Origin of the sequence: Tessaracoccus palaemonis, assembly GCF_019316905.1 — a bacterium.
In the GTDB taxonomy this organism is placed as follows: domain Bacteria; phylum Actinomycetota; class Actinomycetes; order Propionibacteriales; family Propionibacteriaceae; genus Arachnia; species Arachnia palaemonis.
Map to the genome: position 1 here is coordinate 2140817 of NZ_CP079216.1, position 12307 is coordinate 2153123.

Genomic DNA, 12307 nt, shown 5'->3' on the forward strand with positions numbered 1-12307 from the left:
GCCCCCGCACGACGGCGGCGCGCTGGACTCCCCCTGGAGTGAACGTCGACGGCTCAGGCGTTGGGGTCGTGCAGGCCCTGGTCGATGGCATACAGCGTGAGCTCGACGCGGTTGTGCAGCTGCAGCTTCCGCAGCACGTTCTGCACGTGGTTCTGGACCGTGCGGTGCGACACGAACAGCTCGTCGGCGATCTCCCGGTAGGCCATGCCCTTCGCCACGCGGCGCAGCACCTCGACCTCGCGGCTGGTCAGCACCGGTCCCTCCTCGTTGCGGGAGTGGGCGACGTTGACCATCCGGCGGAACTCGCCGAGCACCAGCCCCGCCAGGCCGGGCGTGAACACGGCATCTCCGACCGCGGTGCGCTGCACACCGTCGATCAGCTCCTCCTTGGAGGCGGACTTCACGAGGTACCCCTTGGCGCCGGCCTTCATGGCGCGCAGCACGTCGTCGCGCTCGCCGGAGGCGGACATGACCAGCACGTGCAGGTCGGGGAACTCCCCCAGCAGGATCTCGATGCAGGTCGCGCCGTCAGGCTCGGGGATCTGCAGGTCCATCACGATGATCTCGGGCCGTGCGGCCCGCGCCCGGTCCAGGCACTCGCGCCCGTTCTTGGCGACCGCGACGATCTCGAAGCCGACCTCTGTGAGGTCCTCGCTCAGCGCGTCGATCCACATGGGGTGGTCATCGACGAGCATCACACGCCTGCGCTCTGGCATCAGGCACCACCTTCCATCTCCGGGCCGTCCAACGGAAAGCGTAGCTCCCACTCGGTACCCGCGCCCGGCGACGACTTCAGGATCGCCGACCCACCCAGCGCCGCCATCCTCCCGACGATGGAGTCCCGGATGCCCAGCCTGCCGTTGTCCGCGGCCTCCTGCGCCTGACCGGCGCTCATGCCGACGCCGTTGTCGCGGACCCAGAGGATCACCTCGTCGTCCAGCTCCTGGTCGAGGAGAATCCACACCTGGGCCCCAGGCCCTGCGTGTCGCTCGACGTTGGTCAGGATCTCGGCAAGGGTCGCCTCGATCTCGTCGACGAGCCGGCGCGGCACCGTGACCAGCGACGCCATGGTGGACACCGTGACCCGGGCTGAGCCGTACTTGTCGAGCGCGGCGGCCAGGTCGACGGTGTCGGCGGCAGCCACCTCGACCTCCCGGTCCTGCAGGTGGCCGCGCAGCTGCGCCTCCGACTCGCGAGCCAGCGCGGCCAGCCGCAGGCCGCGCGGGCCGAGGGAGGCGCCCTCGCGCTCCACCAGCGCCAGCACCTGCAGCGCGCCGTCGTGCACGATGCGCGACAGACGCTCCCTCTCGGCGAGCGACGCGGACCGCATGCGCTCCTGCTCCTGCTGGATGATCGTGGCGCGGAACTGGTTGATCAGCAGCGCGAGCGCGGCGCTGAGCACGACCATCGCGAACGCCAGGCCCACCCGCTCCCCGACGAACCCGCCGGGGTCGACGAGCATGGCCGCCGCCGTGACGAGCGAGAACCCGACCCCCCAGCGGATGCTGCGGAAGACGGCGGCGTAGGCCGCGCAGCCACCCGCCCAGTAGCCGGCCAGGGTCAGCACCGACGCCTCCGGCGCAACCTGGGCCGTCGTCAGGATGATGGCGCACGTCACCCCGAGGTCCGCCAGGTGGGTCGACAACGTCCGCTGCTGGGATCGGCGCATCCGCCACGAGAGGAACAGCTGCCAGTAGAGCAGCGCGATGGTCGCGGCCGCGACCCCGATCACATTGTCGGAGCGCGGCAGCACGATGGCCAGGTTCACCGCGGCCGCCTGCAGCGCGAGCAGCCCCCGGGCGCCCTCACAGACCACCAGCACCCTGCCGAGCAGGTCGTCGCGGTCACGGAACCACAGCGCCTGCGCCCGCACCCAGGTCAGGGGACGGGTCGTGTCGGCCGGCCGCTGATTCACGACTCCGGGCGGGGCTCGATGACGGGGGCGTCTCCGCCACCCGGACGGGGCAGCACGAAGGCGTCGGCGCCGCCGCCGGCGAGGTCCCCATGCTTCACGCGCGACGCGTACACGTCGACGTACTCCTGACCGGTCAGCTGCTGGATGGCGGCCATGGTCTCGTCGGTCACCCAGCGCAGGGCCTTGCTGTTGTTCGGGCTCGCCGCGTAGTCCGGGAAGTACAGGGGCCTGCCAATCACCACGACCGGCCGCTTCGCCCAGGGGATGCCGAAGGGGCCCTTGAAGGACTTGGTGCCGCTGACTCCGACGGGGATGACGGGGACGTCGTGGGTGAGCGCCATGCGCGCCATGCCGGTCTTGCCCTTGTACAGCCGGCCGTCCGGGGAACGCGTGCCCTCGGGGTAGATCGCGACGACCCGCCCCTCCTCCAGCACCGCGGTGATCTCACCCAGCGCGGCGGCGCTGGCCCGGCCGCCGCTGCGATCCATCGACACCATGCCGACGGTCTTGAGGAACCATGCGACGATCTTCTGGCCTGGCCCTCCCTTGCCGGAGAACAACTCCTTCTTCGCGGGGAACGTGATCTCGCGCGGCATCATGGCCGGCACGACGAGCGAGTCGAGCGCGCCGATGTGATTGCTGGCGAGGATGGCGCCGCCCTCCTTCGGGAAATTCTCCGCGCCGATCACGATGGTGGAGTAGCCGTACTTCACCAGGGGACGGAAGATCGCGAGCTTGAAGAAGGTGTAGGCAGCCGTCATGGCCAGCAGTCTAATGGCCGTCGCCGTATCCTTCGGCTATGACTCCGCTGCCACCGCTGCCGCCCCGGAACCCCCACCACCCCGTCCTGCCGGAGGCCCGGCCGCTGAGAATCGGCGAGGGCAGCATCGGGGTGCTCGTGAGCCACGGTTTCACGGGAACGGTCGCCTCCGTGGCGCCGTGGGCCAGGGGAATCGCCGAGAGCGCCGAGGGCTGGCCGGGCGCCCGCGTCATCGCGCCGCGGCTGCCGGGCCACGGCACGCACTGGCACGACCTGGCGAGGACCCGATGGTGGGACTGGTACTGGGAGCTGGAGGATGCCTACCACGAGCTCGCCGCGGCCTGCGATGAGGTCTTCGTGGCCGGGCTGTCGATGGGCGGGGCGCTGGCGCTCCTGATTGCCTCCCGCGAGCCGGTGGCCGGGGTGCTGCTCGTGAATCCCGCCGTCGCCACCCGCGACAGGCGGATCCCCGCAGCGGCGGCGCTGCACAGGGTGCTGCCGTCCCAGCCGGGCATCGCGTCGGACATCGCGCTCGAGGGCGTCGTGGAGCCCGGCTACGACCGGTTCTCGGTGACCACGCTGAAGACCATGACGGACCTGTGGCGCGTGACCCGGGAGGCGCTACCGCGGGTGACCGCCCCCGTGCTTCTGATGCGCTCGGCGGGCGACCACGTCGTCGACGACCTGAGCGGGGAGGTGATCGGCCGCCACGTCGCGACCGTGCGCGAGGTGTCGCTGCCGGACAGCTACCACGTCGCGACGCTCGACCACGACGCGCAGCGCATCATCGACGAGTCGCGGGCCTTCATCGCGGCCCGCGCCTGAGTCAGCCGACGACGCGCACCGCGCCGCTGATCGGCATCGAGCGGAGGCCCGCCACCGTCACGCCGGTGCGGGGGTTGGCTGCGTGCACGATCCTGCCGCCGCCGATGTACATGCCGACGTGGCTGATGGGGCTGTAGTAGAAGACCAGGTCGCCGGGCCTCAGGTCGGAGATCGAGACCCGGGATCCTGCCCCGCTGTACTGCGCGCCGGAGGAGCGGGGCAGGCTGATGCCGGCCTGGCTGTAGGCCCAGTACATGAGGCCGGAGCAGTCGAAGGACGACGGCCCGGTCGAGCCGAAGACATAGCTGCTTCCCACCTTCGACAGCGCGGCGCTGACGGCGCTGGACGCGCGGCCGGAGCCGGCGGCGGTGCTGGTCGAGTCGCTGGAGCTGGACGACGAGGCTGTCTCGCTGCGGTCCTCGCCGCGGCTGGCGCCGGCGGATCGGGCCGCGGAGGCCTCAGCGGCAGCGGTGGCCGCAGCCTCCTCCTCGGCCTGCAGGTCGGCGAGGCGCTGCTGCTCCTCTGCGGAGAGCCTGTCGTAGACGGCCTGCGCCTCGGCCTCCTTCTCGTCATAGTCGGCCTTCAGCGACTCCTTGGCCTTCGCCTGCTTGTCGGCCTCGGCCTTGGTGTCCGCGGCCTCCGTGCGGAGGGTCTCGAGCTTGGCCTGCTCCAGCTGGAGCTGCTGGACGCCGGCCGAGGAACGGTCGACCTCGGCCTGCATGGCGGAGAGCCCGGAGAGGAAGTTGGCGGAGTCGCTCGTGGTGAGAAGCTGCGCTGCGAGCGAGACCGAGTCGTTGCCCATCTGCAGAGCCGCCGCGTCGCCCAGCTCGGTGATGCCGGCGTCGACCTTGGCCTCCTGGGCCTTGAGGTCCGCCTTCAGGGTCTTGAGCTTCGCGGTGGCCTTGTCCGCGGCGTCGAACGCCTCGATGATCTGCTGATCCAGCGCCGAGGACTCCTGCTGGATGCGGGCGAGCTCGGACTTCGCCTCAGCCACCGCATCGGGGTCGGCGTTCGCCGAGAGGGTTCCGGTGACCATGCACGCAGCGGCGACGACGCCCACGAGGGCGGTGCGGATTCGCTTCACAGATACTCCAGACGAGGGGGACCAGTCTGAGAAAACCTTAGAGGCGTCTTAAGGATTTCTCAAGTTGCCCGGCGGGTTGTCCACAGGCGGTCCCTGCCCCTTCCGCGGAAGTGTCGGAGCCCGTCGGTAACGTCTGGCCCATGACGCCCACCGTGCCGATCCAGCCGTCCTTCGACGACCTCGGCGTCCCGCTGTCGGAGGTGACCTTCGTCGTGGTGGACCTCGAGACAACCGGGAGCACGGCCGAGAGCGAGATCACGGAGATCGGCGCCGTGAAGGTCTGCGGAGGCGACGTCATCGGCGAGTTCCAGACGCTCGTGCGCCCCGTCTCCCCCATCCCGCCGATGATCCAGGTCCTCACCGGCATCACCCCCCAACTCGTCGCATCCGCGCCCCCGATCGACGTCGCGCTGCCGTCCTTCGACCAGTTCTCCGCGGGTGCGGTGCTTGTCGCGCACAACGCCCGGTTCGACGTGGGCTTCCTGAGGCGCGGCTACGAGCAGCTCGGTCTGGCGTGGCGCGGGCCGGCCGTGGTCGACACCGTCGCGCTGGCCCGCACCGCACTGCTGCGCGACGAGGTGCCCAACTGCAAGCTGGGCACACTGGCCCGCTACTTCCGTTCGACCACCGAGCCGAACCACCGGGCGCTCAGCGACGCCCGCGCCACGGTCGACGTGCTGCACGGGCTCCTCGAACGGGTCGGGAACCTGGGCGTGGCGACGCTCGAGGACCTCACCGAGTTCGCCGTGAAGGTGTCCCCCGACCGTCGCGCGAAGCGGGTCTGGGCCACCGCTGTCCCGGAGGCGGCGGGCGTCTACTCCTTCTACACGGACTCCACCGACGCCGACGGCCACCGGCGCCGCGAGGTGCTCTATGTCGGCAAGTCGAACAACCTGCGCCGACGGGTGCGCTCCTACTTCACCGCCTCGGAGACGCGCGGTCGCATCCACGAGATGGTCCGGGTCGCGACCGGGGTGGACTTCGTGACCTGCGCGACGGACCTGGAGGCCGAGGTCCGTGAGCTGCGGATGATCGAGTCCCGGGCGCCCCGCTACAACCGGCGGTCGAAGAACCAGCGCAGGCTGGTGTGGCTGAGGCTGACGGACGAGGCCTTCCCCCGCCTGTCGATCGTCACCCGGGTCCCGGACGGGGCGACGGTCTTCGGGCCGTTCCGGAATCGCGAGGGCGCCGAGGAGGCGGCGCTGACGCTGTACGACGCCTTCAAGGTCCGCCGCTGCAGCACGCGCCTGTCGGCCAGGAAGCCGTCGGCGTCCTGCGCGCTCGCCGAGATGGGCCGCTGCGTCGCCCCCTGTGAGCTCGGCGAGGGGGCCGAGCGCTACGGCGAGGTCGCCGACGCCCTGCGCGACAGCTGGACCTCGGACGTGCGCCCCGTGCTGCGGAGCGTCCGGGGCCGCCTGCGCCGCCTCGTGGAGCAGGAACGCTACGAGGAGGCCGGCGTCATCGCGGGCCGGCTGAGCGGCTACTACCGCGCCTCGCTGCGCCACCACCGGCTGCGATCGCTCGCCGCCGTCCCGCAGCTCATCGCGGCCGTGGAGTCCGCGCGCGGCTGGGACATCCACGTCATCCGCTACGGCAGACTCGCGGCGGCCACCGCCGCCCCGTCCGCCCTGGCGCGCAGCGCCGCGGAGGAGGCCGCCGCGTCCGCCGAGACGGTGCTGCGGCCCGCCGGCGGCCTGCCCGCGGGCAGCGTCGAGGAGGCCGAGCGGATCGCGGCCTGGCTCGAACAGCCGGGCGTGAGGCTCATCGAGACCGACGGGGACTGGGCCTGGCCGGTGCACGCCGGCGTCGCGGAGGGAGCGCTCGCTCTGGAGCTGCTGGGGCCGGAACTCGCCCGCGTCCCCCGCGTGCCCGGACACGACGACGCCCGCCCCGCGGAGCGGGACGGGCGGTCGGGGTACGTCAGGCCAGCGTGACGGAGGTGATCACGACGGGCTCGACGGGGCGGTCCATGCGGTCGACCGGCGTCGCGGCGATCGCGTCGACGACCTTCTGCGAGGTCTCGTCCGTGACGGCACCGAAGATGGTGTGGCGACGGTTGAGGTGCGGGGTCGGCGCGACGGTGATGAAGAACTGCGAGCCGTTGGTGCCGGGCCCGGCGTTCGCCATCGCGAGAAGGTACGGCTTGTTGAAGCTCAGCTCGGGGTGGAACTCGTCGGCGAAGGTGTAGCCGGGTCCGCCGCGGCCGTCGCCCCGCGGGTCTCCGCCCTGGATCATGAAGCCGTCGATGATGCGGTGGAACGTCAGGCCGTCGTAGAACCTGCCGGTGGTGGGCTCACCGGTCTGGAAGTCCACGAACTCCTTGGTGCCGTCGGCCAGGCCGACGAAGTTCGCGACGGTCTGGGGGGCGTGGTCGTTGAACAGCTCGATGACGATGTCACCGCGGTTGGTGTGCAGCGTGGCAGTGCTCACTGTGTCTGCGTCCTTTCGAATGGATACGCCCCCAGTCTTGCAGACCGCCCCAACGCGTCGCCCTCTTCCACGTTCCCCCCTTGCCGAGGACTGGGAAGCCGGTAGCGTGGGAGGTGCTCGATCACGAGCCACAACATTTGGGAGGAACTTGTGAACACCTCACAAGAACTGAAGAAGGCCGCCGTGGAGACCGCCTCCGCCGCCGCCGAGTACTCGACCGCCGCATTGAAAGACGGCCTGGACCGCGCCCAGGCACTGCTGAACGAGGCCCAGAAGCAGGCGGGGCCCGTCCTCAAGGACGCGAGGGTCCGCACCGCTGACTTCGCCTCCAAGCGCCTCGAGGACCTCGAGCCGCACCTCAAGGACGCGCTGGACCGCGTGCCGCCGGCCGTCGAGGCGGCCAAGGACAAGGTGACCGACGACCTGCTCCCCAGGCTGCAGGACGTCCTGCACCAGGCGGCCGAGCACCCGGCCGTCGCCGAGGCCACCAGGCGCGGCACCGCCGCCGTCCAGGCGCTGACCGGCGAGCTTGAGCCCGTCAAGAAGAAGAGCAGGGTCCGCTCCGTCGTCAAGTTCCTCGCCATCGGCGCCGCCGTCGCCGGTGCCGTGGCGGCCCTGCGGCACTTCCTCTCCCCCAAGGACGACGGGTGGACGGCCCACGAGCCGAGCAAGGCATACGTCAACAACAACGACACCTTCTCGAACGCGGCCAAGTTCGCCTCCGACATCGAGACGCCCACCGAGGCCGAGCCCGAGGCCGAGCCCGAGGCCGAGGACATCGTCGTGACCGAGGCGGAGGCCGAGGAGCAGAACGACATGACGGCGGAGGGCGCGCCCGCACCCCAGGCCGACTTCGAGGTCGTCGACGGCTACGGCGAGGGCTCCTACGTGGGCGACGAGCCGCCGGCCGAGTTCATCATCAAGGGCAACGAGCGGTCGAAGAAGTACCACCTCCCCGGCACGGGTGGCTACGAGCGCACCATCGCCGAGGTCTGGTTCGCCTCGGAGGAGGCGGCACAGCAGGCCGGCTTCACGAAGGCGCAGCGCTGACGCGCCGCTGAATCAGCGCAGAGCGACCCGCAGGTCGTCGGCCCAGGTCCCTGGGCCGACGACCTGCACGTCTGTCAGCCCCTGCCAGCCGGCGGCCGAGGCGAGCACGGGTGCGAGCCGCCGGGCAAGCTCGAGCCGCCGGCCGTGCGACGCGGGCTCGACGTGGGCGTGCTGCACCAGCAGGACGCCCGCCTTCCGGTCACTCTTGAGGTCGACGCGGCCGACCAGGTCGTCGTCGACCAGGACGGGCAGCACGTAGTAGCCGTGCTCGCGCTGCGGCGCCGGCGTGTAGATGGAGATCCGGTAGTGGAAACCGAACAGCCGCTCGGCGCGCGGCCGGTACCAGACGAGCGGGTCGAAGGGGCTGAGCACGGTGGCGGCCGTCACCGACCGCGGGATCCGGGTGCCGGCGGCCAGCCAGGCCGGCCTCCCCCAGCCCTCGACCTCGACCGGCTCCAGCTCGCCGGAGGCCTCGAGCGCGTCGACGGCTGCGCGCACGGACGGGCCTTTGACGCGCGGGTGGTCGGCCAGGTCGTCCAGCGTCGCGACCCCGTAGCCCAGGGCGGCGCGGCGCACGAGCTCCGTCAGCGCCTCATCCCGCGGCAGGGCGGCGCGGGCGGCCGCGGGCAGCACCTCGTCGGCTAGCGCGAGGACGCGTTCGAATCTGTCCCGGCCGACGGTGATGAGCTCGCCGTGGCGGAACAGCCACTCCGCGGCGATCCGCACCGTGTTGTGGTTCCACCAGCCTCCGCCGAGGCGCACGTTGTCCTCGTGCTCCAACTCGCTGACCTTCAGCGCCCCGCGCTGCCGGAACTCGGCCTGCACCTCGTCGATCAGCGCGGCGTGCTCCGTCGCCCACTTCCGGTAGCCGTCGCGGACGGGCGCGTCGCGGCGCCAGGCCCACAGGGGCCAGTCGGCGACGGGGAGCACCGCGGCCTCGTGCGCGGTGTACTCGGTGAAGGCGCCGAGGCTGCGCCCGTGGTCGTGGTGGAGCAGCCGGTCGAGGGTCCGCCTGTCGTAGGCGCCGAGCCGTGAGAACAGCGGCAGGTAGTGGCTGCGCTCGAACACGTTGACCGAGTCCAGCTGCAGCACCGAGAGGTGTCCGATGGCCCGCGACAGGGTGGCCGGGCCGGGGCGCGAGGGGTGCGGCGCGTCGAGCCGCTGGGCGTGGATGGCGATCCGGCGGGCCTGGGACGCGCTGATCCTGCGTGGCATCGCCCCAGCCTATCGATAGTCTCGCGCGCATGATCGTGGCGACGCAGCTGGTGGTGACGCTCGTCGCCGCGCTCACCTGGTCGCTGCTCGTGCCCCACATCCGCGTCGACGACGACGCCGCCCCCCGCTTCGACGAGCTGGTCACGCCCGGGTCGATCGCCGCCGTGGGGATCGTCGGCGCGGCGCTCTCCCAGATCCTGTGGCTCGTGCCGCCGCCGCACTGGTGGCTGTGGGTGCCGTATCTCGGCCTCGGCCTGCCGCTGGTGGCCGTCGACGCCATGACCACGTGGCTGCCCCGGCGCCTGCACCGGGTCGTGGCCGGGGCCATGGCTCTCGGGCTCGCCGCTCTGGCGGCCGCGTCGTGGCGGGAGGCGCTGGCCGCCCTCGGAGGCGCGGCGGCGGCCTACGCGCTGTTCTGGTCCCTGTGGCGGCTGCTGTCGGGGCTGGGCTTCGGCGACGTCCGGCTCGCCGCGCTGGTCGGGGCGGTCGGCGCGCTCGGCGGGCCGACCGCCTGGGCGACTGCACTGCTGGCAGGCACGATGCTCGGCGCGGCGCACGGCATCGCCCACGCGGCGTGGGCGGCCCGGCGGCCGGGGAGGCCGCGGCACTTCGCCTACGGGCCGGCCCTGTGGCTCGGCCCGCTGGCGGCAGTCCTGCTCAGCGCTGCGTGACCTCGACCCACTTCTCCAGCGTGGCCTGCGCGTGGCCCTCGTCGATCGAGCGCTGCGCGTCGGCCAGCGGCCCCTGCAGCTGGTCGAGCAGCGGCTCGACGGTGGAGATGCCGCGGTAGGCGAGCAGCGCCGCGGCCGCGTTCAGCACGACGATGTCGCGGACCGCCCCGGGCTTCCCGGCGACGAGGTCGCGGGCCACCTGCGCGTTGTGCGCGGCGTCGCCGCCGGTCAGCGCGACAGGGGCGGACGGCGGGAGGCCGAGCTCCATCGGGTCGAGGGTGGTGCGGTGCACGCGCCCTTCGGCGATCATCCACACGTCCGACGGCGAGGTGGTGGTCAGCTCGTCGAGGCCGTCGAAGCCGCGGAACACCATGCCCCGCGTGCCGCGCTCGGCGAGCACGCGCGCCACGACGGGCGCGATGTCGTCGTTCGCGACGCCCAGAGCCATGGCGCGGGGGCGGGCCGGGTTGGCCAGCGGGCCGAGGAAGTTGAACGTGGTCTGGATACCCAGCTGCCTCCGCACCGCGGCGACGTTCTTCATGGCCGGGTGGTACAGCTGCGCGAACAGGAACACGATGCCGGCCTCGTCGAGGACCTCCGGCTGGCGCGCGGGGTCGAGGTCGATCTTCACGCCGAGCGCCTCCAGGGTGTCGGCGGTGCCCGCCATGGAGGAGGCGGCGCGGGCGCCGTGCTTGACGACCTTCGCCCCGGCGCCGGCGGCGACGATCGCGGCCATGGTGGAGATGTTGACGGTGTTGGCCCGGTCGCCGCCCGTGCCGACGATGTCGACGGCGTCGGGGTCCAGCGCGATGGGCGCGGCGTTGGCGAGCATCGCCCCGGCGAGCCCGGCGATCTCGTCCTCGGACTCGCCCTTGGCGCGCAGGGCCGTCAGGAGGGCCGCGACCTGCACCTCGGAGGCGCGGCCCGCGAAGATCTCGTTGAGCGCCCACGTCGCGGCGGAGGCCTCGAGGCCCTCGCGGCGGACCAGCCCGGTGAGGATGTCGGGCCAGGTGTAGCCGGACATCAGGCCTTCGCCTCGGCCCGCCCTGCGCGGATCAGGTTCGCGACCTGTTCGGGAAGCGTGACGGGGTCGACGGGGAACGGAGCGACCGCCTCGGCGCGGGACCAGGACGCCAGCCAGGCGTCGGCCTCGCGCGTCACCAGGAGCAGGATCGGTGCGCTGTCGGCGTACTCCTCCTTGATCTGGTGGGCGATGCCGAAGCCGCCGGAGGGCTGCGCGTTGCCGTCCAGGATGAGGACCGCGTACTCGTTGCCGGCGTCGAGGGTGCGGAGCAGAGCGCCCTGTGTCGCGACCTCGAACACCTCGATCTCCGGCAGGTCGGAGGCGACGCGTCGACCTAGCGTGAGGCGGACCTGTTCGCGGACCGTGCGGTCGTCGGAGAACAGGAGCACCTGCACCGGATCGTTGCTCATGTGGATCATCCTTCGTCTTCGAGAGCCTGCCCCTCATCGTAGCCACGTCGCGGCGGGACGGCGCGGCCGCCTGGCTCCGAAAGCGCGACGCACTGTCCCTACACTGCTGGCCCGCATTATGGCAAACCGCGCGCGGGTGACGCGGCCGGGGTCAGTTAACTTTCGCGTCCACGTGACCACGAGGCCTTTTTCCCGCAATAATGACGTCGTGGCCACCAGACATGAGACTCTCAGCGCACCATCGCCTCTGCCGACAGGGGCGCTCCATCCGATCCCCTCTGCACGCCTGAACAGGCCTGCCGGCCGACCCGATCCGGTCGCCGTCGGGGTCATCGTGTGGCTCGCCAGCGAGCTCATGTTCTTCGCCGCGGTGTTCGCCGCCTACTTCTGGACGCGTGACATCACCACCGCCGCGGCCGTCGAGGCCGGCACCCAGTCGCTGTGGGACGCCAACACCATCCACCTGGACGTCACGTTCGCGAGCATCAACACCGCGATCCTGGTCCTGAGCTCGGTGACGTGCCAGCTGGCCGCCAACGCCGCCGAGCACGGCCGGGTCAGCGGATCCTGGTTCAACCCGCTGCGGTGGGGCATGCGCGAGGGCTTCATCGTGACCGCCATCCTCGGCTCGGTGTTCCTGTCCGGGCAGGTGTGGGAGTACTTCACCCTCTTCAACGAGGGCTTCACCATCCAGACCAACCAGTACTGGTCGCTGTTCTTCCTCGCCACGGGATTCCACGGTCTCCACGTGCTGGGCGGGGTCGTCGCCATGTGGTTCGTGCTGACCCGCTCGTTCATGACGCGCACCCACACCCACGAGCAGACCGTCGGCGCCCACGTCGTGTCCTACTACTGGCACTTCGTCGACGTCATCTGGATCCTGCTGTTCGGCGTCCTCTACTTCCTCCGCTAGACCGAGCAAC

Annotated in this window: 13 protein-coding genes; 5 read left to right on the forward strand and 8 right to left on the reverse strand. The window is 71.5% G+C overall.

The genetic code is table 11. From position 1 onward, the window contains the following. Positions 1-53 precede the first annotated feature (53 nt). From KDB89_RS09685 to KDB89_RS09695, 3 genes are read right to left on the reverse strand one after another with little or no spacing between them, the layout of a single operon-like run. Positions 54-716 (reverse strand): response regulator, encoded by a 663-nt coding sequence (locus KDB89_RS09685; protein ID WP_219080568.1) that lies wholly within the window; start codon positions 714-716, stop codon positions 54-56. Further along, positions 716-1915: a sensor histidine kinase gene (locus KDB89_RS09690; RefSeq protein ID WP_219080570.1), complete on the reverse strand. Its 1200-nt coding sequence runs from the start codon at positions 1913-1915 to the stop codon at positions 716-718. Before KDB89_RS09690 ends, KDB89_RS09685 begins: the two co-directional genes overlap by 1 nt. Next, complete coding sequence (locus KDB89_RS09695; protein ID WP_219080572.1) at positions 1912-2676, reverse strand: lysophospholipid acyltransferase family protein; 765 nt, start codon at positions 2674-2676, stop codon at positions 1912-1914. The genes KDB89_RS09690 and KDB89_RS09695 overlap by 4 nt, the downstream gene beginning before the upstream one ends. A gap of 38 nt (positions 2677-2714) precedes the next feature. Here KDB89_RS09695 and KDB89_RS09700 point away from each other — a divergent pair, with 38 nt between their 5' ends. Continuing rightward, positions 2715-3500, forward strand: a complete 786-nt coding sequence (locus KDB89_RS09700; protein ID WP_219080574.1) for an alpha/beta hydrolase — start codon at positions 2715-2717, stop codon at positions 3498-3500. Between the two features lies 1 nt (position 3501). On the opposite strand, the gene KDB89_RS09705 is transcribed toward KDB89_RS09700, so the two are convergent. Beyond that, positions 3502-4584, reverse strand: coding sequence for a C40 family peptidase (locus KDB89_RS09705; protein ID WP_219080576.1), 1083 nt, complete (start codon positions 4582-4584; stop codon positions 3502-3504). A gap of 140 nt (positions 4585-4724) precedes the next feature. Here KDB89_RS09705 and KDB89_RS09710 point away from each other — a divergent pair, with 140 nt between their 5' ends. Further along, the gene (locus KDB89_RS09710; protein WP_219080578.1) at positions 4725-6518 is read left to right on the forward strand and encodes a DEDD exonuclease domain-containing protein; all 1794 of its coding nucleotides are present in this window, start codon (positions 4725-4727) and stop codon (positions 6516-6518) included. On the opposite strand, the gene KDB89_RS09715 is transcribed toward KDB89_RS09710, so the two are convergent. Next, entirely contained in the window at positions 6505-7014 is a 510-nt protein-coding gene (locus KDB89_RS09715) for a peptidylprolyl isomerase (protein ID WP_219080580.1), read from the reverse strand. The two genes, KDB89_RS09710 and KDB89_RS09715, sit on opposite strands and share 14 nt — an antisense overlap. A 150-nt stretch (positions 7015-7164) precedes the next feature. Between KDB89_RS09715 and KDB89_RS14765 the strand changes: the two genes are divergently transcribed. Beyond that, positions 7165-8064, forward strand: coding sequence for a sunset domain-containing protein (locus tag KDB89_RS14765; RefSeq protein ID WP_219080582.1), 900 nt, complete (start codon positions 7165-7167; stop codon positions 8062-8064). Between the two features lie 12 nt (positions 8065-8076). Here KDB89_RS14765 and KDB89_RS09725 read toward each other — a convergent pair whose 3' ends face one another. Continuing rightward, on the reverse strand, positions 8077-9279 hold the full coding sequence (locus KDB89_RS09725; RefSeq protein WP_219080584.1) for a winged helix-turn-helix domain-containing protein: 1203 nt from the start codon (positions 9277-9279) through the stop codon (positions 8077-8079). 29 nt (positions 9280-9308) lie between these two features. On the opposite strand from KDB89_RS09725, the gene KDB89_RS09730 reads away from it, so the two are divergent. After that, a complete protein-coding gene (locus KDB89_RS09730; protein ID WP_219080586.1) occupies positions 9309-9950 on the forward strand; it encodes a hypothetical protein in 642 nt (213 codons plus the stop codon). Here the strand turns inward: KDB89_RS09730 and trpD are convergent. Together trpD and KDB89_RS09740 are read right to left on the reverse strand one after the other, a co-directional pair. After that, the gene (gene trpD / locus KDB89_RS09735; protein WP_219080588.1) at positions 9937-10974 is read right to left on the reverse strand and encodes an anthranilate phosphoribosyltransferase; all 1038 of its coding nucleotides are present in this window, start codon (positions 10972-10974) and stop codon (positions 9937-9939) included. The genes KDB89_RS09730 and trpD overlap by 14 nt on opposite strands. Beyond that, on the reverse strand, positions 10974-11384 hold the full coding sequence (locus tag KDB89_RS09740; RefSeq protein WP_219080590.1) for a response regulator: 411 nt from the start codon (positions 11382-11384) through the stop codon (positions 10974-10976). Before KDB89_RS09740 ends, trpD begins: the two co-directional genes overlap by 1 nt. A gap of 208 nt (positions 11385-11592) precedes the next feature. Here KDB89_RS09740 and ctaE point away from each other — a divergent pair, with 208 nt between their 5' ends. Next, the gene (ctaE, locus tag KDB89_RS09745; protein ID WP_438874122.1) at positions 11593-12297 is read left to right on the forward strand and encodes an aa3-type cytochrome oxidase subunit III; all 705 of its coding nucleotides are present in this window, start codon (positions 11593-11595) and stop codon (positions 12295-12297) included. The last annotated feature ends 10 nt before the right edge of the window (positions 12298-12307 follow it).